Origin of the sequence: Streptomyces sp. VTCC 41912 (assembly GCF_045799175.1) — a bacterium.
Taxonomy (GTDB): domain Bacteria; phylum Actinomycetota; class Actinomycetes; order Streptomycetales; family Streptomycetaceae; genus Streptomyces; species Streptomyces albulus_C.
Map to the genome: position 1 here is coordinate 16,390 of NZ_JBJMAB010000055.1, position 19,949 is coordinate 36,338.

Annotated in this window: 14 protein-coding genes and 5 pseudogenes; 7 read left to right on the plus strand and 12 right to left on the minus strand. The window is 64.8% G+C overall.

The features are described from left to right. Positions 1–164: 164 nt before the first annotated feature. The 6 genes from ACJ6WD_RS38270 to ACJ6WD_RS38295 all read right to left on the minus strand — a co-directional run bounded on the left by ACJ6WD_RS38270 (position 165) and on the right by ACJ6WD_RS38295 (position 7,720). On the minus strand, positions 165–836 hold the full coding sequence (locus tag ACJ6WD_RS38270; RefSeq protein WP_407617564.1) for a response regulator: 672 nt from the start codon (positions 834–836) through the stop codon (positions 165–167). Next, positions 833–2,161 carry a sensor histidine kinase gene (locus ACJ6WD_RS38275; RefSeq protein WP_376555016.1) on the minus strand — a complete coding sequence of 443 codons (1,329 nt, stop codon included), beginning with the start codon at positions 2,159–2,161 and terminating at the stop codon, positions 833–835. The genes ACJ6WD_RS38270 and ACJ6WD_RS38275 overlap by 4 nt, the downstream gene beginning before the upstream one ends. Further along, complete coding sequence (locus ACJ6WD_RS38280) at positions 2,158–3,411, minus strand: acyltransferase (RefSeq protein ID WP_376555018.1); 1,254 nt, start codon at positions 3,409–3,411, stop codon at positions 2,158–2,160. The genes ACJ6WD_RS38275 and ACJ6WD_RS38280 overlap by 4 nt, the downstream gene beginning before the upstream one ends. After that, positions 3,404–4,150 carry an alpha/beta hydrolase gene (locus ACJ6WD_RS38285; protein ID WP_407617565.1) on the minus strand — a complete coding sequence of 249 codons (747 nt, stop codon included), beginning with the start codon at positions 4,148–4,150 and terminating at the stop codon, positions 3,404–3,406. Before ACJ6WD_RS38285 ends, ACJ6WD_RS38280 begins: the two co-directional genes overlap by 8 nt. A 600-nt stretch (positions 4,151–4,750) precedes the next feature. Next, the gene (locus ACJ6WD_RS38290; protein ID WP_407617566.1) at positions 4,751–5,809 is read right to left on the minus strand and encodes an agmatine/peptidylarginine deiminase; all 1,059 of its coding nucleotides are present in this window, start codon (positions 5,807–5,809) and stop codon (positions 4,751–4,753) included. 351 nt (positions 5,810–6,160) lie between these two features. Further along, positions 6,161–7,720 carry an MFS transporter gene (locus tag ACJ6WD_RS38295; RefSeq protein ID WP_407617567.1) on the minus strand — a complete coding sequence of 520 codons (1,560 nt, stop codon included), beginning with the start codon at positions 7,718–7,720 and terminating at the stop codon, positions 6,161–6,163. 708 nt (positions 7,721–8,428) lie between these two features. Here ACJ6WD_RS38295 and ACJ6WD_RS38300 point away from each other — a divergent pair. The 3 genes and pseudogenes from ACJ6WD_RS38300 to ACJ6WD_RS38310 all read left to right on the plus strand — a co-directional run. Beyond that, positions 8,429–8,623 carry a transposase gene (locus ACJ6WD_RS38300; RefSeq protein ID WP_407617568.1) on the plus strand — a complete coding sequence of 65 codons (195 nt, stop codon included), beginning with the start codon at positions 8,429–8,431 and terminating at the stop codon, positions 8,621–8,623. Positions 8,624–8,664: 41 nt separating this feature from the next. Then, positions 8,665–8,982, plus strand: coding sequence for a transposase (locus ACJ6WD_RS38305; protein WP_407617578.1), 318 nt, complete (start codon positions 8,665–8,667; stop codon positions 8,980–8,982). Between the two features lie 67 nt (positions 8,983–9,049). Then, positions 9,050–9,618: pseudogene (locus tag ACJ6WD_RS38310) on the plus strand (IS110 family transposase); the annotation flags it as partial. Between the two features lie 152 nt (positions 9,619–9,770). On the opposite strand, the gene ACJ6WD_RS38315 reads toward ACJ6WD_RS38310, so the two are convergent. Continuing rightward, complete coding sequence (locus tag ACJ6WD_RS38315; RefSeq protein ID WP_407617579.1) at positions 9,771–10,637, minus strand: DUF1989 domain-containing protein; 867 nt, start codon at positions 10,635–10,637, stop codon at positions 9,771–9,773. On the opposite strand from ACJ6WD_RS38315, the gene ACJ6WD_RS38320 reads away from it, so the two are divergent. The 3 genes from ACJ6WD_RS38320 to ACJ6WD_RS38330 all read left to right on the plus strand — a co-directional run bounded on the left by ACJ6WD_RS38320 (position 10,530) and on the right by ACJ6WD_RS38330 (position 12,274). Then, entirely contained in the window at positions 10,530–10,943 is a 414-nt protein-coding gene (locus tag ACJ6WD_RS38320) for a hypothetical protein (RefSeq protein ID WP_407617580.1), read from the plus strand. The genes ACJ6WD_RS38315 and ACJ6WD_RS38320 overlap by 108 nt on opposite strands. Positions 10,944–11,372: 429 nt before the next feature. Then, positions 11,373–11,546 carry a hypothetical protein gene (locus ACJ6WD_RS38325; RefSeq protein WP_407617569.1) on the plus strand — a complete coding sequence of 58 codons (174 nt, stop codon included), beginning with the start codon at positions 11,373–11,375 and terminating at the stop codon, positions 11,544–11,546. 593 nt (positions 11,547–12,139) lie between these two features. Next, positions 12,140–12,274 (plus strand): hypothetical protein, encoded by a 135-nt coding sequence (locus ACJ6WD_RS38330; protein WP_407617570.1) that lies wholly within the window; start codon positions 12,140–12,142, stop codon positions 12,272–12,274. 125 nt (positions 12,275–12,399) lie between these two features. Here ACJ6WD_RS38330 and ACJ6WD_RS38335 read toward each other — a convergent pair whose 3' ends face one another. Both ACJ6WD_RS38335 and ACJ6WD_RS38340 read right to left on the minus strand, forming a co-directional pair. Continuing rightward, complete coding sequence (locus ACJ6WD_RS38335; protein WP_407617571.1) at positions 12,400–13,578, minus strand: hypothetical protein; 1,179 nt, start codon at positions 13,576–13,578, stop codon at positions 12,400–12,402. Between the two features lie 138 nt (positions 13,579–13,716). Beyond that, positions 13,717–14,364 (minus strand): annotated as a pseudogene (locus tag ACJ6WD_RS38340) (ISAzo13-like element transposase-related protein); the annotation flags it as partial. Positions 14,365–14,502: 138 nt separating this feature from the next. Here ACJ6WD_RS38340 and ACJ6WD_RS38345 point away from each other — a divergent pair. Beyond that, a pseudogene (locus ACJ6WD_RS38345) lies at positions 14,503–15,387 on the plus strand (IS4 family transposase); the annotation flags it as partial. Positions 15,388–15,404: 17 nt separating this feature from the next. Here ACJ6WD_RS38345 and ACJ6WD_RS38350 read toward each other — a convergent pair. The 3 genes and pseudogenes from ACJ6WD_RS38350 to ACJ6WD_RS38360 form a co-directional block, all read right to left on the minus strand. Beyond that, a pseudogene (locus ACJ6WD_RS38350) lies at positions 15,405–16,355 on the minus strand (ISAzo13 family transposase); the annotation flags it as partial. A gap of 66 nt (positions 16,356–16,421) precedes the next feature. Then, a pseudogene (locus tag ACJ6WD_RS38355) lies at positions 16,422–17,862 on the minus strand (NF041680 family putative transposase). A 342-nt stretch (positions 17,863–18,204) separates the two neighbouring features. Next, positions 18,205–19,938: a VanW family protein gene (locus ACJ6WD_RS38360; protein WP_407617572.1), complete on the minus strand. Its 1,734-nt coding sequence runs from the start codon at positions 19,936–19,938 to the stop codon at positions 18,205–18,207. Positions 19,939–19,949 lie beyond the last annotated feature (11 nt).

The following is a 19,949-nucleotide window of genomic DNA, read 5'->3' on the forward strand; positions in this document are numbered from 1 at the left end:
TCCCTGACAGTTCGGGTGAGTCAATGTCAAGTAACGTCTGGGATTGGTGCAACGGATGCACCGCTTGCAGTCCCAGCCACTTCAACCGCAGAAGTACGCTGGTCGCCACCGGCGGCCGAGGGCAGCTGATCTTGGCCCCCGCAGGCCATCGTGCCGCCGCGCCCTCATGTCCGTGGCGTCACCAGCCCCGACTCGTACGCGAATACTGCTGCCTGGGTACGGTCCCGCAACCCAAGCTTGCCAAGGATGCGGCCGACATGGGTCTTCACCGTCTGTTCGGCGACGACTAGATGGGCGCCGATCTCCGCATTGGACAACCCCTGGGCGATCAGGGCGAGCACTTCCGTCTCCCGTTTGCTCAGCTCGTCGATGTGGTCCCGCTTCGGCGACCGCGGGGCGCCCATGCGTGAGAATTCGCCGATCAGTCGCTTGGTGACGTTGGGTGCCAGCAATGCGTCGCCGGCCGCCACCACCCTGACGGCCTCGGCGAGTTGGGAGCCCGAGGTGTCCTTGAGGAGGAAGCCGCTGGCGCCTGAGCGGAGCGCCTCGTAGACGTATTCGTCCAAGTCGAAGGTGGTCAGGATGAGGATCTTGCTGGGGGTGGACGGATTCTCGGTGATGCTCCGGGTTGCCTCGATGCCGTTGAGCTCAGGCATCCGGACGTCCATCAGTACGACGTCGGGGTGTAGTGCTGCGGTCTTGGTGACGGCGTCCCGGCCGTCCACAGCGGTGCCGACCACTTCGATGTCCGGCTGGGTGTTGAGCAGAACCGTGAATCCCTCGCGGACCAGGGCCTGGTCGTCGGCGATCAGTACGCGGATGGTCGTGCTGGTCATGTCGGAGTGCTCTCGCTCATACCGGCGGCGGCGCCGATGGCGGCTGGGGCCGGGAGGAAGGCGGCCACTTCGTAGCCGCCCTCGGGGGTGGGGCCGGCGGCCAGGTCGCCGCCGAGCATCGTCGTCCGCTCGTGCATGCCCAACAGGCCATGCCCAGCGCCCGCGGAGGGTCGCGGCTCGCCGTCCGGCGGGCTGTTGACGACCCGGACGTACGCGCCCTGCGGTGTGTAGTGCACTTCCACGCGTACGTCGGATCCGGGTGCGTAACGTATCGCGTTGCTCAGGGCCTCCTGCACGATGCGGTATCCGGTCAACGCGACGCCGGGTGGGAGCTGGCGGGCTGGGCCGGTCACCTTGGAGGCCACGGTCAGCCCTGCTGTGCGGACGTTGTTCAACAAGTCCTCCAGTCGGGCGAGGGTGGGTTGGGGGGCTTGAGGCGCCTTTGCCTCGGGGTCTTCGGATCTCAGCACGCCCAGGATGCGCCGGAGTTCGGTCAGGGCTTCCAGGGCGTTCTCGCGGATGACGGCGAAGGAGGCGGTGAGTTCCTGGGGCGGGTCTGGGACGCGGTGTGGTGCGGCGTCTGCCTGGATGGAGATCACGGACATGTGGTGGGCCACCACATCGTGCAGTTCACGGGCAATTCGGCTGCGCTCCTCCAGCAGCGTGCGCCGAGCCCGTTCCTCGGCCGTGAGCGTCTCCTGTTCGGCGAGTTGTGCTCGAGCCACTCGGCGCCCGCGCAGCGCGGCAGCGACCATCACGACCATGGTGAAGAGCAGCACCGCCTGCCCCGCGCCCGGCATGTACTGGGCGTAATCAGACGTCCCGGCAGTCTGCGCCACGGTGACCAGCACGGACAGCAGCAGCACTTCGGCCGAGACCCGGGGCCGGGAACGCAGTACCACCAGGAACAGCACGAGTGAGTGGATCACCACGCCGGGATACGTCCACGGCCAGAGCCCATGGCTGTTTTCGGGCGGGAACACCGTCTGGGCGGTCACCACTGCGGCGGTGACGGAGATCCACCAGCCCGCCATCGGGCGGCTCAGGGCGACGACGAGGGCTGCGGCGTGGCCGGCGGCGAGGAGCCAGATGAATTCGGTGGAGACCCCGGAGGGGTAGGTGTGGGCGAGTTCCCAGCCAAGGCCGGTGAGGACCACGGCGGCGATGCAGAGGGCGACGTGCGGCAGTCGGCGCAGCCAGCGGGGCCGGGACAGCGGTGGCAGGGGCTGCGGGGCAAGGGAGAACAGGTCCTCGCTGAGGGTGCGCAGGGCGGACCGTGCGGTCCAGACGATGCGTTCCGCGAAGTTCTTGCGTTCGGCCTTCATCCCGCTTCACCTGCCGTGCTCATAGGATCAACCTTAGACATTTCGCCCCTCGGCGCAGCCGCGGATGCCCCGAGTGCCGCTTTCTCCTTTGGCGCAGGGCGTCCGCGAGCCAGGCCTGCCCGCGCGGGCTGCTCGGCCATTCGGAACGCGGCCCAGCACATGGCCAGCGCGCCGGCGAACACGGGTACCCAGGCCAGACGGGCTAGCGCCCAGCCCAGGCTGTCGGGTGCGGTGTGCAGCCCCGGGACTGTGCCGAGCGGAAGGAAAATGCTGGTCACAGCCATCATTGCGGTCTGGTGCCACAGGAAGATCGTCATGGCGGAGAGATTCGCCAGCAGTATCGCGGTCCAGGCGCAGGGGCGTCGCATGGCCCGGCGCAGCGGTTCTCGTAGTAGCAGCGCCAGTCCGGCTTGGGCCAGGCCGAAGGTGACGGCGGCCAGGGTGGGCGGGTTGAGGTTCGATATCTCGGCGCCCGGGACGCCGACCATGCTGGCGGGGTATCCGCCCCACTGGACGAGCCCGGTGGTGGCAGCTGCTCCGCCGATCAGCAGGCCCAGTCCGGAGGTTGGCCGGGCGTATTCCCCGCGTGTCCAGGCGGTGCCGAGGCAGTACGGCACCAGCCAGCCTGCTATTACGTTGATCCAGCCGGTCCAGGCTGGCCCGCCGAACCCGAAGCGGATCAGGTCCACCTGCATCACCGCAGCGAGCGGCCACAGCCAGTGGAGACGGGCTACCAGCGGTGTCACGACGGTGAGCCCGGCGAACACCAAAAGGAACCACAGCGGCGAGAGCACCAGTTTGGTCAGGGCGCGCACGGTTTCCGGCGGTGCCCCGAAGATCAGCAACGTGCCGCCGATCACCGTCCATAGTCCCAGCACCGCGGCGACGGGCCTGGCCAGCCGGATCAGCCGCTGCCGCACCCAGGCGCCGTATCCCATGCCGCGTTTAGCCGCCGAGGCGTAGCTCTTGGCGGCGACATGGCCGCCGACCAGGAAGAAGACGGCCAGGGTTTGGAAGATCCAGGAGATGGGCGCGAGCCACGGGATGTGCCGAAGGGGGCTGTCGCCTGTGAGTGTCCCGACTGCTCCGGCCCCGCCGGGCTTGGCCACCAGGGCGGTGACCAGCCAGTGGCCGAGTACTACTCCCAGGATGGCGCAGGCCCGGAGCGCGTCGACGGCCCGGTCCCGTCCGGCCGGGGTCGCGGCGTCGATCTGTCGTGTCAGGGCTCGGAGTCGGTTGAGGTTAGCCATGGGGCACCTTTGGGGTACGGCCGAGCGCGATGAGCGCGAGGTTGTGCAGGGATCGGGAGCCGGGGCGGTGGTAATCGCTGTGCCGGGCGTCGCCCGCGTCGAAGGTCTGGGCCCCGAAGCCGCGCGAGACCGGGTCGGGGCCGAACCCCACCGTCGTCCCGAGGACACCCAGCAGCATGTTGGGGACGTTCTTGATCCAGTCTTGCGCTCCGCGGGCCGCCCATATGCGGGCCGTGGTGTGCAGCTGGGCGGCGCTGTCCACGCTGGTGCCCGGGCTGCCGTACAGGACGATGTTCGCGACCTGTAGCCCGCCGGCTTGGTTCGCTGCCCGCCCGCACACCACAGAGCCGTACGAATGGCACAGCAGTGAGACCTGGGCGGAGGGGGTAGCGGCGCGCAACTCGCTGACGAGGCGTCGCAGTTCGGTTGCGCCCTCGTCGGCGCGGCCGGTGGTCAGCACGTCGGTGCTTACTGTCCGCGGAGGCTGGTAGCCGAGCCAGGCCACCACGGCGCTGTGCCCGCGCGGCGCGCTCCGCCGCATCTCCTCGTGCACCGCCTGGGCCGAGCCGCGGAGCGTCTTGTACGCGGTGCCGCTTGGGCCGAAGGTGTCCAGGCTCGTATCGGAGCCGGGAACCAGTACCGCGACCCGGTCGGCGGTCCGCAGATCCCCCAGCACCTCCACAGCGCGACCGGAGCCCCGCCCGTCGAACGACAGGAACTGTCGCTCTGGGGTGCCCAACGCCTTGAGTTTCGCCGCCCGTCGACCATCTCCATACTGTCCCGCCAGTTCAGCGGCCTCGCCGATAGCGCGACGCTGGGTCGTATAGCGCGCATCCAGCGATGCGAGTGAGAGAGCAGGCACGGCGGCAGGAGCGGGCGCCGGGGTGCTCGCGGGCGCAACGGCCGAGACAGGCACGACCACCGACCCGGCCACCAGCAGGGCCAATAGCCCACGCCGCAGTCGCCCACTCATTCCTCTGCTCCGCATGACGCCGTGCCCTTCCGCTCGCACCAGGTCGGTGGATCTCACCGGCCTGGTGAAGAGAAAGTTACGGATCACGCGTTGTAGTCGGCATCACGCCGCAGAGCCCAGCTGAGGGATAGCTCTCAGGTATGACCGGTATGCCCATCCCGCTGGGAGAGCTGTGTCGGTCCCGAAGCGCCGAGTCTGCCCACAGGGGCCACTTCAGACCTGTTCGCACCGGATACGGTTTCCAGCGGGTCCCGGACGTCACGCCAGTCCCAGCAGGCCCCGCACATCGTCATGCAACCTGCGCCGCAGACCGACCCGCGGCAGCACTTCCTCCAGAGTGCTCGAGCAGCAGTGCCGCGGGCGGGCTCAGGGGGTGGGTTGCTGTTGGGTGATGCAGTGGATGGCGCCACCGTAGGGGAAGATACCCCGGCAGTCGACCAGTTCCACGGTCCGCTCGGGGAATAGATCCTGGAAGACCTGTGCGGCTTCCTCGTCGCGAGGGTCGTCGAAGGCGCAGAGAATGACCGCACCGTTGGCCAGGTAGTGGTTGAGGTAGGTGAAGTCAGCCAGTTCCCCATCGCTGTGATACTGCACATGGGGTGCCGGCAACGGGATGACACGCAGGGGGCGGCCTTGGGCATCTGTTGCTGCCTGCAGCAGCCTGAGGGTTTCCTGACTGACCGTGTGGTCAGGGTGGGTGGGGTCGTCCTGATCGTGCACGACAACCACACCAGGGGCGACGAAGGCAGCAAGCAGATCGATATGGCCGCGAGTGGAATACCCCGCATAGTCAGCGGTCAGCCCCCGTGGCACCCAAATCGCCTTGCGCGTGCCCAGATGGGCGTGCACCTCCTGCTCGACCAGTTCCTTCGTCCAGCCAGGATTGCGGTGCGGGTCCAGCTGCACGGTGGTGGTGAGCAGCACCGTGCCCTCTCCGTCCACATGGATGGCACCTCCCTCGTTCACGAGGGGTGAGGTGAAGAAATGCGCCCGCGCCAGTTCGGCGACCTGCTGGGCGTGGTGCCGGCTGTGGTGCGCAGACGCCCAAGGACGCTGCCCCCAACCGTTGAACGTCCAACCGGTGGCTGCCAGCTCCCCGTTCCCATCGGTCAGGAAGGTCGGGCCGACATCCCGCATCCATGCGTCGTCGACGGGCCGCTCCTCGATGGAGACCCGCTCCGAGAGAAGTGATCGGGCCAGTGATGCGTCGACGGGGTCCGCCAGCATGGTCACCGGCTCATAGCGGGCGATCGTGTTCGCGATCCTTACCCAAATCTCCCGGCAGCGCCGCAGCTCGGGGTCCTGCTGGTCCTTCGGGTTCGGGCCGATGCTACGTGTCCCGGGGAAGACCATCCAGGTCCGCTCGTGCGGGTCCCATTCGGCGGGCATGCGGAACCCCAAATCCGCCGGAGTCTGGGCAGACATCACCTTCATCCTTCCCTGTGGAGTGCTCTGTGCTTGCCGACATCTAGGGCGGGACCGCGGGCTTGGTCGTGACCTGGGCTGTGGTTCGGGCGCGGTGGAGTACCACTCTGCCCGCAGAGCGGCCAGAGTGGAGATGTTGGTCGGCCAGTTGGGGGAACGAACGCCCGGTTCATCAGCCCAGTTAAGGAACACCGCCTGGCGGTCATCGGTATCGGTGCTGCGCGCCCGGGCGCCTCGCACTGCCGAGAGGTTCATCGCCGGCATCGTCGATATGGTCGACGCGCAACTCGTCCGGCCCGACGCCATCCCCATGGCCAGCCCAACCATCTACCGACCATGTGGGGCCCGGCGTCAATGTGCGTTCTTTGTGGGAGACAGGTCTCGAGGGATCCACGCCCACGTCATGACCGCTGCCGACACAACCAGTACGGCTCCGATGAGGAACGCTGGAGTGATGGCTGCCGTGTAAGCCCCCGAGATCGCATTCAACAAGGTATGGCCAGCACTCCCGCCGATGCCATGGGCCACCTCCGCGGCTTCGCCAACTGAGTTCCGTACGGCGCGCAAGGCCGTGGCGTCGAGGCCAAGAGCAGGAAGGTTGGCCCGGTAGAGCGCGGTGGCGAGACTGCCCAGGATGGCGACGCCGAGCGCGGCGCCCAGTTCGTAACAGGTCTCCTCGATGGCTGCGGCACCGCCCACCTCGTGGGCGGGAGAAGCGGCCATCAGCGTCACCGACGCCACCGTGGTGGAGATGCCGACCCCTAGTCCCAGGATGGCGAGGGCCACAGCCACTGTCAGATAGCCGATCTCCGTGAACTGCTGGGTGATCCACGGCAGGGCGAGCCCGGACGCCACGACGACCAGGCCGAGGCCAAGGACGTGCCGGATCGGGAAACGCTGCATCAGCGAGGGAGCGATCATCGAGGTGACGATCAGACCGAGCGAGGCGGGAAGCAGCCGGATGCCTGCCTCCAACGGGGAGTAGCCCTGGCCGTACTGGAACCACTGCGTGGCCAGGAACAGCACCGCGCCCATGCCGACCATACAGAGAAGAATGGCTGCGGCGGCGATGCTGAACGACCGGTTCGCGAACAGACGGACCTGGAGCAACGGACTCTCCAGCGCGAGCTGGCGCCGCACGAACACCGTCAGCGTGACAACGGCCACCAGCAAGAGAACCCATGGCAGAGGCGTGGCAACGCCACTCTTACCGAGCTGCTTGATACCGCCTGCCAGCGCGAGCATTCCGACGATGGACAGCGCCACACCCCACCAGTCCCAGCGACCGCTGCGTGGCGAGGAGGACTCAGGGAGAAACCAGGCACCGAAAGCCACCACCAGCGCAGCGACAGGTATGTTGACAAGAAAGGCCGACTGCCATCCGAAGTTTTGGACCAGCAGTCCCCCGACGACAGGGCCCAGAGCCATGCCACCGCCAAATACACCCGCCCACACTGCGAAGGCGAAGGCCCGCTCGCGAGCATCGATGAAGACGTGCCGCAGGATCGATAGCGTTGACGGCATGATCGCCGCGCCGCCGATGCCAAGCAGAGTGCGAGCCGCAATCACGTGCCACGCCGCCGCAGAGAAAACGGCCAGCAGTGAGGCTACGGCGAAGATCCCGAAGCCGATGAGAAGCATGCGCTTGCGCCCCAGCCGGTCGCCCATCGCGCCGGCCGTGACGAGGAGACCGGAGAGAGCAAGGGGATAGACGTCAATGATCCACAACTGCTCAACCGCGCCTGGCTGGAGGTCCGAGACGAGGGAGGGGAACGCGACGTTGAGAATTGTCGTGTCCATCGCGATCAGCAGCAGGCTTCCCGAAAGAATCGCGAGAACGATCCAGCGTCGGGGATCCAGCCGCTGCGCTTGGATTTGGCAAGAGTCGTGATTGATGTTGGCGGAAGACATGTAACACCTTTTGGCGCGCGAGCACTTCATGCGAGATGTCGACGCCTCAGTCGAATGGCCAACATGCCATCAGGCGGACACCGGGAGGAACCTCATCCGAGACAACCTAGGTAGCCACTCCCTAAACTGATGTTAACATCAGGATCAGCCTTTGTCGCCACGCGCCAGGCGCGAACCCAGGGTGTCCGCGCGCGTAGCGTCGGGCTACAGGCAGGCGCCGGTGGGGCGAGTCGGAGCCGACGGCTTACGAACCTGTATCGACGCCCACAGCCGGACGAACTGTCCAGAGGCAGGATCTCCAGTGTCAAGGAAGCCCAAGACCAATCCACCTCCGCCTGTGCCTGCTTCCGACGCCCGCCCTGATCCGCGACCGAGGCATCTCTCCCGCCGACCAAGCGTCGCGAGTGCCGGAATATTTAGTTAAAGTTCATCCACGGATCGAGAATGCAAATGCAGAAACAAGAATCGTCGTGTTGCATAGTGGCAGCTGCTGCCATAGGAGCACTTCTTGCCCTCTTGGTGATAGCCCCCCTCTTCTTCTTTGGATCGACGTAGGCGGATGCGCATATTTTCGCGCACAGACGGACCTGGTGAGCGACGGATATCTCCGAGCTGCGCCCGGAGGGGATCAGCGAGTCCCGTGTAAGAACTTCTCGAGGTCTTTGCGCATATCTGAATAGTTCCTGCGGTGTTCTCCGCCTCCTTGGGGTGCCACGTGTACACCAACTTCCCCAGTTCATCTGCCAGGGGGCGGTCAGTTTGCACGCCGACCGTGATGCTGCGTCGGTGCCGAACTCCTGGCGGTCGTTCGTACCGACCCAGTGGGATCACGACGTCGAGCGGCGAGCCAAGGCCGGCATGCCCGGCCGGGCCGGTCACCGGGAAAAGTGGTACTGGAGCTGATCAACAAGGGCATCTCTCGAGGCCCTTGTCCCTAGGTGATCGTGGCCGATGCCGGGTATGGACAGAACACTGCCTTCCGGCAATCACTGTCCGACCGGGGCTTGGACTTCATCGTCGTGGAACAGGCAGATGAATCCGCCCACCCGCACCAGACGGTGCCCCGTTATGTTCTTCGTGGTCCTGCAAAGAGGGCCGTTGGCCGCCTTCAGGCCCGGTATGACTGTGTCCCCTGTCGAAGGGATGACCTGGGAGGTGGTGTCACCGGGCCCGTGAGTGCCGCGGGAGACGCTGATGAGGGGTCCGACTACCGCCCGGCCTGGCGCGATGCCCGGCACCGCGCGGGCGGCAGGTCTGCATAACGTGGATGCGCGCATACGGCGCCATCGCCCTGGCCAGCACCGCACGAACCTCGTTCAGGAGGACGGGTTGTACGACATCGACGACGTGGACGTCTTCCTCGGCCTGGACGTCGGCAAGAGCGCCCATCACGGGCACGCACTGACGCCGGCCGGCAAAAAGGTCTTCTACAAGCAGCTGCCCAACAGCAAACCGAAGCTGCGGGCCGTAATCGACAAACTCGCGGCGAAGTTCAGCACCGTCCTGGTGATCCTGGACCAGCCCGCCTCCAGCGGCGCCCTCCCCCTCACCGTCGCCCGGGACGCGGGCTGCAAGGTCGCCTACCTGCCGGGACTTGCCATGTGGCGGATCGCAGACCTATATCCGGGCGAGGCCAAGACCGACGCGAAGGACACCGCGGTCGTCGCAGACGCCGCCCGGACGATGCCGCATACCCTCCTGCGCATGAGATCACCGCCGGACTGACCGTTCTGGTCGGGGTCGACCAGGACCTCGCAGCCGAGGCCACCCGCACCTCCAACCGGATACGCGGCCTGCTCACCCAATTCCACCCCAGCCTGGAACGCGTGCTCGGGCCGCGCCTCGGCCATCAGGCCGTGACTTGGCTGCTGGAACGCAGTTCCCCCTCAATGACGAGACCATACACACAAGGGGTTGACGAAGCTCCTTGCTTCGCACGCGACTCGACATCCGCGCCGGCAAGGAGCTTCGCCCTACACAAACCTCGATGTCGTCGTGGACTGCCCCAGAGCCGGTGCTGGGCGCGCACTCACGTTTCAAGGCGGCGTTGTTACCAGGACAGGTGCCGGGAGATCCAGTCCATGAGGAAGTACCGCAGGGCAGCACTGTGGTTGTTACCGAAGGTGACCTGCCGTTGGCGCAGGTATCGGTCGTACTGCGTCGGGCTGAGGGTGAAGGTCACCGTGGTGTGCGTCAGCGGGAGGTGGGGGAAGCCCGGCTGGTAATCGGGGTCCTTGCTGAGGGCTCGATCGGACTTGAGGGGCTGGCCGACCAGGTGGGGGGAGCTGTAGGTCCGGGCTTCGCCTTCCAGGGAGCGCAGGTGTGCCGCTTCTGCGCCCCCTGGCGCCAGGACTGATGCCTTGACGGGCTTGAGCGAGAAGTTGTTGTAGTGCGCCAGGTCGTCGCCGCAGACGTTGGGTACCGCTAGAACGTCGAACAGCGCGTAGAACTCGACGTGGTCGCCGGCGACCGCGGTACCCCGCTTGATGTAGGGATTGCCGTTCGTGTCGATGTCGGTGGGCATGAACAGGTTGAACGACTCGTGGACGTCATCGGGGGTCAGCCCGTACTCGCGCTGTGCCTCTGCCTGGATCTCGTGGCAGTTGGTGTGTTTCTCGATGCCGAAGAAGTTCCGGTACAGCCCCGCGCTGCAGTAGGGATACAGCGTGTCGTGGCAGTTCGCTGTGTCAGTGAGGAAGTAGAGCATGGGGCGCTCCCGCGGCACCGAGGACCACAAGAAGTGTCCTCGGGTCGGGTGGAATCCATGGATGGATCGGGTCCGTCCTACATGCAGACGTTCCTTGTAGTCGTGCAGATTGAAACAGTTGAAGTCCACGCACTGAGCGCCAACCATTTGCTCGATCCGCAGGATGTGGCCAACCGGAACTTCAATCGCCTTTCCGTGGCCTGGCTGAATGACATGCTCGGCCACCAGTGTCCGCACTGCATCATCCGACGAGGTCTCTGTCGGTTTAGGGTCGCGGAAAGTGGGGGCGCCGATCGGCAGTACGTCACCGGTGAGAGCGTGCGCAAGAAGTGCCTGCCAGGCTTCAGGACAACCATCGCCCTCAAGGAAGTGGGCGTGATTCTTCTTGACGAAGGTGTCGATGAACGCGATTTGCTGGTTGTTGAAGGAAACGTCGATCTCTATCGAAGAAAGCTCGGGCATGGGCAACTCCCTGGACGTCTCGTGGATGCGTGGTCCGATGCGGCACTTCTCTGAGTGCTGATGGTTGCTCGTCTTTTGCTCTGCTGTGGCGCCTGCCCCCAGCGGCAATCCCACGCAGTTGTGCGAAGGTTCCGGCCGCCAGCGGATGGGGGGCGTTGTCACAGCAGGTTTGCCTGCTGCTCCTGGGCCGGAGGGTGGAAGACCACCCTCACGGCTGACTTTAACGTCAGGCCGTGAGGGATGTCTACCTCAGAAGTGACCAAATCACCCACAAGGGCATCAGCGCAGGCATCGAGCTGGACTGCGGTGTCGAGGGGCCCGGTGAAGAAGGCGAGGGGACCGTGAGAGTTCCCGGAGGGCGCCTTCCAGTGCTTGAGGTGGCCGTGATGCAGCGCTCGACCGCGGAACCAGCCCGGGAAGTGGACCCGGTTGCAGTCCTTCTCGGCGTCGGTGAGGGGCCGATCGAGGGCCCGGTGGATCCAAGTGGTCGTCGCGGCACCTGATGGCGAAGTGTTGCGAGGGAAGACCACCGGCTTGGATGACGATGCTGATGTGGCGTCCAGCGATGCGTTCGCCGGGCAGGCTTCCGATCCGTTGGGACGTGAACGGGACTTCTCGGTGAAGGTCGCCGAGAGCGTGACCGGCGAGGAGCCGTGATCGCGTCGGCGCCGGTTGGCCCACGGTGCGTCCGTGAACGTGGCGGCATGCGACCAATCCAACTCAGCTCGCCGCCGGGCAGATTTCCTCCTTCGCCGAACGTGAGGAGATCGCGCTGCTCAAGCCCAGAAAGTGGGAGTACGCGAGATTGCCGGCCCGCTGAGCAGTAGCCGACGACTTCCTCGCAGGAACTGCGGCGCAACGCCGCCACACGCAGCGCGCACCGCAGCTCCCGGGCCTCGATCACACAATGGAGGAACGGACTGCTCCACCGGTACTTCCCGAAGAGCACTGACCTGTCGCGATGGGGCATCGACGAACTTCAGAGCGTCGCCCTCGCTCTCGACAACGGGCCCCGAACAAGCCTCAGTTGGAGAAAATCCTGGGCGGCAGCTATCGATGTCCCATCAACTGCCATCTCTCAGCGGCCGGAAAGGCCACCCCTGGGTCTTTGCCGTGACCCCGCCTTGACTTAGACGGTGGCTTCAGTCGGATGCCAGGCCCGGCAGGGCTGTTGATAGCGCAACTGTGCGACTTGCTTGCATCCGGACCTCTCACACAGATCAGATACCCCCTTAAGAAACCTGGATTCCTTGCTGAAATTCCCCGAGAGCGACCGGATCCTGGCCACCGCACTCCGCCTCCGCAAGGTCGGCATTCGCGAACTGCTCGCCCAGCTCTTCAGCGTCGTCACGAGCGCCCCCAGTCGCGCCGTCCATGAATTCTAGCCCGAACCAAATGGATAGAAAGAACGCATCGCCCCCTCGCGTGTGCCATATCGATGATTGACACGTTACACCAAGGGGGCGATTTCGAATGAAGTAATCACTTCGCAGCAATTACTCCTGTTGAATTATTTTTCGAGCGCTGGACTTTTCGTTTCGATTTGCGTGAAAGTAGCCGGAGCCGCAGCGAAGAGCTTCTTCTCATCTCGCTCCACCTGCTTCTTCAGATGAGCGAGGCGAGTTTCCAACCGCTTCCCGCCCGCACCATTTGTGAACAACTTGCCCGATACGGGAGCCGAGCCAGGTCGGCCCAGTTGCGCATTCAGGTTGCGGATTTCGGATTCGCGACTCGCAATGCCGTCAGCCAGCTCCCTCAGCTTCCCGGAAAGTCCCGAAAGATTAATCTTCTTCTCGTTGATCGTCACCGCGGCGGGCGAGTCCGGTGACTTGATGAATACGCTAACAGGCATGAGCGCGTAGGCTCCTCCACGAGTCGTGTCTGGGATCCGATAGGCCAGATATCCGACATACTTGCCGCCGTGCGCCCGCATTTGAAGGCTCTTGTAGGAACCTGCTTCATATTTAACCGTATGGCTTTGCTCGTATCCTGTCATGTTCGCCACGCTATCCGTGGTCGAAGTTGAATATGTAAAACTGGCCTTCCCACTTCCCCCCTTTTTACTATCTCCAATAGTGGCCCCGATCTCTCCTCCGATTGACCAGCCAGATGTTGTTGTATTGGTTCGCGTGGATTGCGCGGAGAACTTGTAAGTCGAGGTCACATCCGCGTTAGTGGGAGGAGACTCCCAGGCTACCGGACCCGCCTCCGCCAGCTTTCCTATGAACTTGCAATTACCATATTCGGCACACATTCTCTGCATACCCGTTCCGAACCAGTCACGTGTCTCCTCCTTCATCAGCCAGGCCCCTGACTTGCCATGCAAATACATTTGATCGACCGGAGATAGCCCCTTATCCTTTTCCTTTTGCTTCAGCTCCGGATATTCCTTGCGGAGGATCTCATTCACCTCCGTTTCAGGGAATACGCTATTCACTTCCGAGCGTGTGCCAGTCCATTTAACACTGTAGGGAAGCCCGTCAACCACAGTCTTATCTGGCATCTCATACGGGAGCCAGATCCCATCCTTTGTTTTCGAAGTGGTAGCCGCAGCCGGAGAAATGGACGAGAGCAGTGAACCGATTACTAGCAGCACAGTCGCCGCACCAGACTTAATAGGCACACCGCCCCGTCGTCCGAGACGCAAGTTTTTCATTACTTCCCGCAGATCACGCTCATGATACGCCATCGAATTTTCCTTCTCGAATCACACTGCAAATCAGAGGGCTTAACGGTAATCCCTTAAGCTCATGCACTGACCTTAACATCAGCTTCCTCTGTTTAGCCATCCAGTCCGCAACGTGTGGAGGAATACCTAAATTGCAATCTATCGATTTGTCGAGATATACTGACCTAAGAGAGACTTGGGCGGAGTGGCTGCCGGCGAGATGACGATGCTGTGCGTCTTGAGGAGTGTCCTGATCTTCAGCAGGGTGCGGTGCATAGCGGTGCGACTGCTGCCGAACAGCACGGCGAGGGGTTCCGCGGCCAGGGCGACCCGCAGGTGAATGACGGTCGCCAGGACCTGGTCGGGAAAGGTGAGTCGGGGCCGGCGTCCACGCTTGACGTCGCGATCGACAGCCAAAGCGCCTGTGAGGTCGCTCAGTTGCTGCCGGGACATGCCGGTCAGGGAGGGATCGGACAGTAGAGCATGGTCCCATTCCGGAGCCGGCTTCTGCGGAGCCCGGGGTGCGGGGATGGCGGGGCACGGGTGGGGGTGCACGGCATAGTTCCAGTCGCCGTGGAAGGGGTGTCGGGTCGTTGACAGGGCCGCCATCTCCGCGTCGCAGATCTGGACTCCGGTGGGGTAGGTGTTGGTGTCCAGCTCGGCCATGACGCGCAGTCCGGTGCGGGTGGTGGTCGCGGCGATGGACTGGACGATGACTTCGTGGCTGGTCAGCGGGCGGCCGCGCCAGTTCATGGTGATGTGCGAGAAGAGCCGATGCTCGATCTTGTTCCACTTCAATGTGCCCGGCCAATGCCGTTGTTTGCGTGGTCAAGTAGTGCTCGCTGATCGGTGACCGGTCGCCACTGTGCTCGTTGGCCAGGCCATGCATCCGTGGGTGGGGTTGTCTGATTCGGTGGCCCGACCGACGCCCGCAAAGCCGCGGCGGGGTTTCCGCAGGTCCGGGTGGTGACACTGGCGGAGACCGGCACGCACGCCTCGATCGATGCCCGCATCGGTGGCTTCAACGGCCGCGAGCGGGAGCTGGCGGTACAGATGGCCGGTTCGGCGGCAGGCATGCTGGTCATCATGGACCGGGGCTTCCCGGGAGTGGAGCTGTGGAAGGCGTTCACATCCGCCGGGGCGCATCTGTTGCTCCGGGCCCGGTCGACGGTCGCGTCCCGGCCGGTCGAGGTGCTGCCGGACGGGAGCTACCTGGGGCGAATGAGCCTGGCCGGTCAGCGGGCCTCGCACCCGGGCGGGGTGACGGTCCGGGTGATCAAGTACCAGGTCGACGGCGGCGAGGTGATCAGACTGCTGACCGATCTGATCGATGTCGAGGCCTACCCCGCCGCGGAGTTGGCGGCCCTCTATCACGAGCGCTGGGAGGCGGAGTCGGCATACCGCCAGCTCAAGACGTTCCAACGCGGCCCCACGCAGGTGCTGCGCTCGACGGCCCCGGCCCTGGTGCGCCAGGAGGTCTGGGCGCATCTCGTGGTCCACCACTGTCTGAACCGGATCATGATGAGGGTTGCCGGCGGCGAACGGATCGATCCGGACCGGATCTCCTTTGTGAAGATCCTCAAGCATGTCCGGCGCAGTGTGGTCAAGCAGGCCAAGGACGCGGTGTTGGCCATCAGTTCGTTCCTGGCGATGCTGGAGGCGAAGGTCCGGCGCAAGCTCGACAGCGGTCCCCGTCGCAGCCGCTGTGCACCGCGGGTCCTCAAGCGCCCGGATTCGAAGTACTCGCCGTCGGTCAAGAAACAGCAGCACGGACCAACCCGCCGGGTCCCGGCCAAGGTCATCACCTTGAACCCGGTGATGCTTCACTAACTCAAACAACGGCATTGTGTGCCCGGCGGCAGGTGGCAAACGGTGATCGTCAGTCCTGTTTCGGCAGCGAGCCGGGCGAGTTCGAGCTTCCAGGCCCGGGTCCGGTAGCCGTTCGAGCCGCCCGCATCCGCGGTGATGAGCAGTCGTGTCGCCTGCGGGTAGGCGGCCCGACCCTGGCCGGACCACCAGCGACGGATCGATTCCACTGCGAACGCGGCGGTGTCGTGATCGGTGCCCACGTTGACCCAGCCGGTGTCCGCCGCGAGATCGTAGATCCCGTACGGGACAGCCTTGCCCAGCTGCGGGTCGGCGAAGTCATGGACGTTCACCGGCACCGGATCAGCCGCAGGCCGCCACTGGCGGCCGTTGTTCTTGAACTCGCCGACGAGCTCCTTCTTCTTGGTGTCCACGCTGATCACCGGCTGTCCGGCGTCCCGGTGATCGCGGGCCCGCTCGTTGAGATAGCGGAACTGGGCATCCCGGTCCGGATGCTGACTGCCCTCGATGGTCTTGGCGTTGGCCTGCAGGCTGAAGCCTTCTTCCCGCAACAGGTCGGCGACGGTGCCCGCACTGACTTTGTGCCCGGTCCGGGTCAGTTCCCGCGCGAGGGTGCGGGTCGACTTGACCGTCCACCGCAGTGGCGACATCGGATCACCACGCTCGTCCGGCTCGACCAACGCCAGCAGCGCCGGCCGCAGCCCCGGATCGAGATCTGCGGCTCTCTTGCGGCCTCCGCCCGGTCGCCGCACCCGCCCCAGAGGCTCCTCACCGGCCTCCAACTCGAACACGCCCTTTCGGACCGTGGTCTCACTCACCGAGGCCGACCGCGCGACGGTCCGAACACCACCGTGTCCCAGGACACGGGCCTCTGCAGCCATCAGTAGCCGTCGCTGCCGCTCATCCAGGTGCGGGAACAACACCGTGAACTTCACACTGAGTTGGGTACTGATCTCGTTCGGGATGCGCATACCACATCAACGAACCTTGGGACGGGAAGCAACACCTTGATGATCTGCAAGCCCTTAGCTTGTCGTTTATCCGGTGCGGCGGGGTTTTGTGCCTTTCTTGTGGTGGGCGGGTCGTGTGCATGCCTCGCCGGTGGCGAGGACACGGCCCACGTCGTAACGCGATGCGGTGCGGTGGTTCTTCGAGCCGGGAGGGTGCCCAGGGCCGGGGCGGGCAGGTTGCGGTGCACACGAGACAGTGTCTTCGCGCGGAGGTTCCGGACCCCCCGGCGGACTCGGGCCGGGGTGAGCCTGTTCGGCTCGGCCTCCCTCTACCACGGTCTGCGCAAGTCAACGGCGAGCGGACGGGCGAGCCTGAGCTGAGTGTGGGCGGCGATCACCAGCCACGTCCAGCGGTCGGCCGCCTCGGGGGGCTGCGAAGCCGCGGCTTCGTCCATCCAAGCGTCTGCTTCAGCATCCGGAAGGTGTGCTCGATGTCGAATCTCCGCAGGAACAACTGCCAGCAGCGGTCGACGTCCGCCTCGGTGGCGCCGGTGCCAGACCACCACAACCACACCGGCTTGTTCACCCCGCCGGAAGGCAGCTTCTCGACGGTCAGGCGGATGACTGTGCCCTCGATGATCGGCAGCGTTCCCTCGTGGTCGGTCCAGGCCGCCCGGCGGGTCAACTGCGGGTGCAGCCGGTCTCACGCCTGCGCGGTCGCCTTCCCGTAGAGCCGGGTGTCGGTGGCTGTCACTGCATGCTCGGTGCCCCAGGGGTCGGGCTGACCGAAGACGAACTCGCCGCCGTGCTTGGCTGGTCGGCCGCCCTTGGGGTTGTAGACGCTCGGCGGTGTTGGCCGGCGCATCACCCGGTCCGAACGCAGACGGCCCAGGATCTCGACGGGCAGGCCGGCCAGCAGGTGGGCGATGCGCGGGACGTCGAACCCGGAGTCGAGGACCAGCAAGATCTGCGGGTCGCCCTCGTGCCACTGGCCGGCAGCGATGAGCCGCGCGACGACCTCGCGCACCTGGGCGGTGGTCACGGCAGCGAGGTCGGCGCCGGGCTGAAGGCGGATCGCGTCCAGCACCGCCGTCCAGGAGGTGCGGCCGGTTTCCAGTGCGGCAACGACCGAGTACGGCCAGCCCGGGATCATCTGGTGCTTGGCCTCGCCCCGGCCATAGGTGTGGCAGAACGAGCGGTCCGGGCAGGTCGCGGCATCCGGGCGCAGCCACGGCGAGACGTCGACCGCCAGGACCAGACGGCCGTCGGCCGCCTTCGGCAGCGGCAGCCCGGCGATCGCCCGCCGGAGCCGGGCGACGTCCACACGGCCTTTGTTCAAGCCGCCGTGGCCACGGCGGTGTTCCGGCGCGAGTGCCAGGTCCACCAGCGTCTTGACTGGCCCGTCCGTACACAGCAGAGCATCGGCGAGCTCGAACAGAGCATCTCCGCGTCCGTTCAGGCAGTCGTAGAAATCACCCCGGAAGCGTGACAGCGTCGCGAACGCCTCCTGCCGGTCCCCTTGTTGCAACACACTCTTCTCCACGGCCTCGGTTTGGTCAGGTGCGTCCTTGGTCGGAGCACATGATCAAGCCGAGGCCGCCCGCGCGTCCGGCGAATGCCCAGGTGAGCGACCTCGTTCGAGGCACGTTTCGATCTCGCCTGATAAACGACAAACTTTGTATGCAATGTTCTCCGCCAAGAACACGCCATTCCCTTACGACGACGCTGCGATGTCAACTGTGCGTGCATTCACCAAACGATCAGAGCGGGAGAACTCCTCACGCACCCCGATCGTCGTGCTGGTTGGGCTGTGCCGAGTACTCGTCTCGAAATCCGATGCCCAGCGCCAAACGAGGCCCGTTGGGGCGCATCAGCTGCAGGTTACGGTGTCACGGGGACTGTATCGGGTGGTGAAGGTTTCCCGCTTGACTACCTTGCCGTCCTGATGGAATACGCGGTCTACCTTGATATCGAACCCTTCCATCGGAGACTGCGGCTCGCACGAGGCGCCGGACCCCGGGCGGCTCCCTGGCGGCTTCACATTGGTACGCGGCCCAGCCTCGGCGCTGATGTTGTCGTACTTCTTCGTGCCAAGAAACGTGACGGTGACGGATGTGTCCGTGGCCTTGGCCTGGATGTAAAGGGCTTTTCCGGAGTCGTTGAGGAACTTCAGGTCGAGGCTGTCCCAGGCGACTGTCGCTTCCCGGCCCTCAGGGTAGCGTTCGATGTAGAAGGAGTGGGCACCATGTTCGACTGGTTTCAGGCCAGCGAAGAAGACCGCGTTGAACACCGTGGTCGCCACGGCAGAGACGCCGCCACCAGACGCCTTCTGATATTGACCGTTGTTGATGATCGTTCCGTCAACAAACCCGTTCTCCTTGGTGCGTTCCCCGACAGTGCGGTTGAAGCTCCACGTCTCGTCCGGGAGGACGACCGACCCGTTGATCAGTTCCACGGCCCGGCCGATATTTGTCTTGCGGTAGGCGGCGGGCTCGAAGTTCACCGTGAAGCTGGACACTTGCTCCGTGATACCTAGCTTTTCGAGGTTCTTGCTGGTGACCTTGGGTTCGATCGTCTCGGTGGCAACTTCGGCGCTGCGCTCGTTTTTCGGCATGGTCAGTAGGGGCAGCGCGGCCTCGGTGAGGGTCTTCTCCGTGACGCCGCGGCCTGCCTTGCCGTCTGCTGCCACGGCGACGCGGTTGCCGTCCAGGCGCAGTTTGGCCTCGGTGGCGCCGTCGACGGCTTCACCCAGGGGGCGGGCCACAGCGGGATCGTTCAGCAGGGCCGCGCCGTTCAGTCTCGGCGCTAGCCGTTTGCCATCGCCTGCCTTGAGTGTCAGGTGCTTACCGAATACAGAAGGGCTGATCTGAACGTGCTTATCTCCTGTGGTGAGCGTGATAGGAGCGGACATGGCTGGGTGCGCGAACTCCTTCATGGCCCGCTCGATCTCGTTCAGGTCGATCTGAGGCTGGGTCACTGTGACGGGAAGCTTGATTGGACCTTCCGCGGATGCCAGATAGCCACTTCGCAGCGCGCCGAGTGCCTCATCAACATCGAGCGATTTCCCCGAGTGCGACGGTGTGTTCTTCGGCTTTCCCTTCTCAAAGGTGATCGAGGCTTCGCGCACCTTCCGATCCGTGGTGTCGGCTAGCTTCTGCAGGGCCGCGCGCGCCTTGTCTTCGTCCATGCGGATCACCGGATCGACATCGCCGCCGCCGGAGGAGAACAGCCGGCTAATTACGGTCACTGGGTCCCAACCCGTCTGAGCCGCACGTGCGGTGGTGCCGGCGACGTCCAGGGAGAGCCCGATCGCACTCGGGTCGAGCTTCTTCTCTTGGTCGCCGATCTTCACTGCCAGTGGTGCGGATGCGACCTTGGCGAGTTTCACTTCCAGTGCTTTTTGCGCCTCAGGCTTGCTCAGTCCTCCGATATTGATGCCTTGCACCCGAGTTCCAGAGGATATTTCCTCGCTCCCCGCCAACACTCCGGCGAGATAGAGTCCACCCGCACCGAGGGCTACAGCACCTGCGGCGAGCAGGGCGGGGTATATGCGGCGGCTACCTCCCGTGGGGCCGCGCTTCTCAGGCGTGCCGGAATCTGACATGGGGTGCATGA

What these genes read in the sequence shown, in the direction of transcription:
- ACJ6WD_RS38290 (WP_407617566.1), bottom strand. Translation starts at nt 5,809, where the DNA reads ATGTCTGCCCAGACTCCGGCGGATTTGGGGTTCCGCATGCCCGCCGAA.
- ACJ6WD_RS38275 (WP_376555016.1), bottom strand. Translation starts at nt 2,161, where the DNA reads ATGAAGGCCGAACGCAAGAACTTCGCGGAACGCATCGTCTGGACCGCA.
- ACJ6WD_RS38335 (WP_407617571.1), bottom strand. Translation starts at nt 13,578, where the DNA reads ATGGCGTATCATGAGCGTGATCTGCGGGAAGTAATGAAAAACTTGCGT.
- ACJ6WD_RS38295 (WP_407617567.1), bottom strand. Translation starts at nt 7,720, where the DNA reads ATGTCTTCCGCCAACATCAATCACGACTCTTGCCAAATCCAAGCGCAG.
- ACJ6WD_RS38270 (WP_407617564.1), bottom strand. Translation starts at nt 836, where the DNA reads ATGACCAGCACGACCATCCGCGTACTGATCGCCGACGACCAGGCCCTG.
- ACJ6WD_RS38360 (WP_407617572.1), bottom strand. Translation starts at nt 19,938, where the DNA reads ATGTCAGATTCCGGCACGCCTGAGAAGCGCGGCCCCACGGGAGGTAGC.
- ACJ6WD_RS38280 (WP_376555018.1), bottom strand. Translation starts at nt 3,411, where the DNA reads ATGGCTAACCTCAACCGACTCCGAGCCCTGACACGACAGATCGACGCC.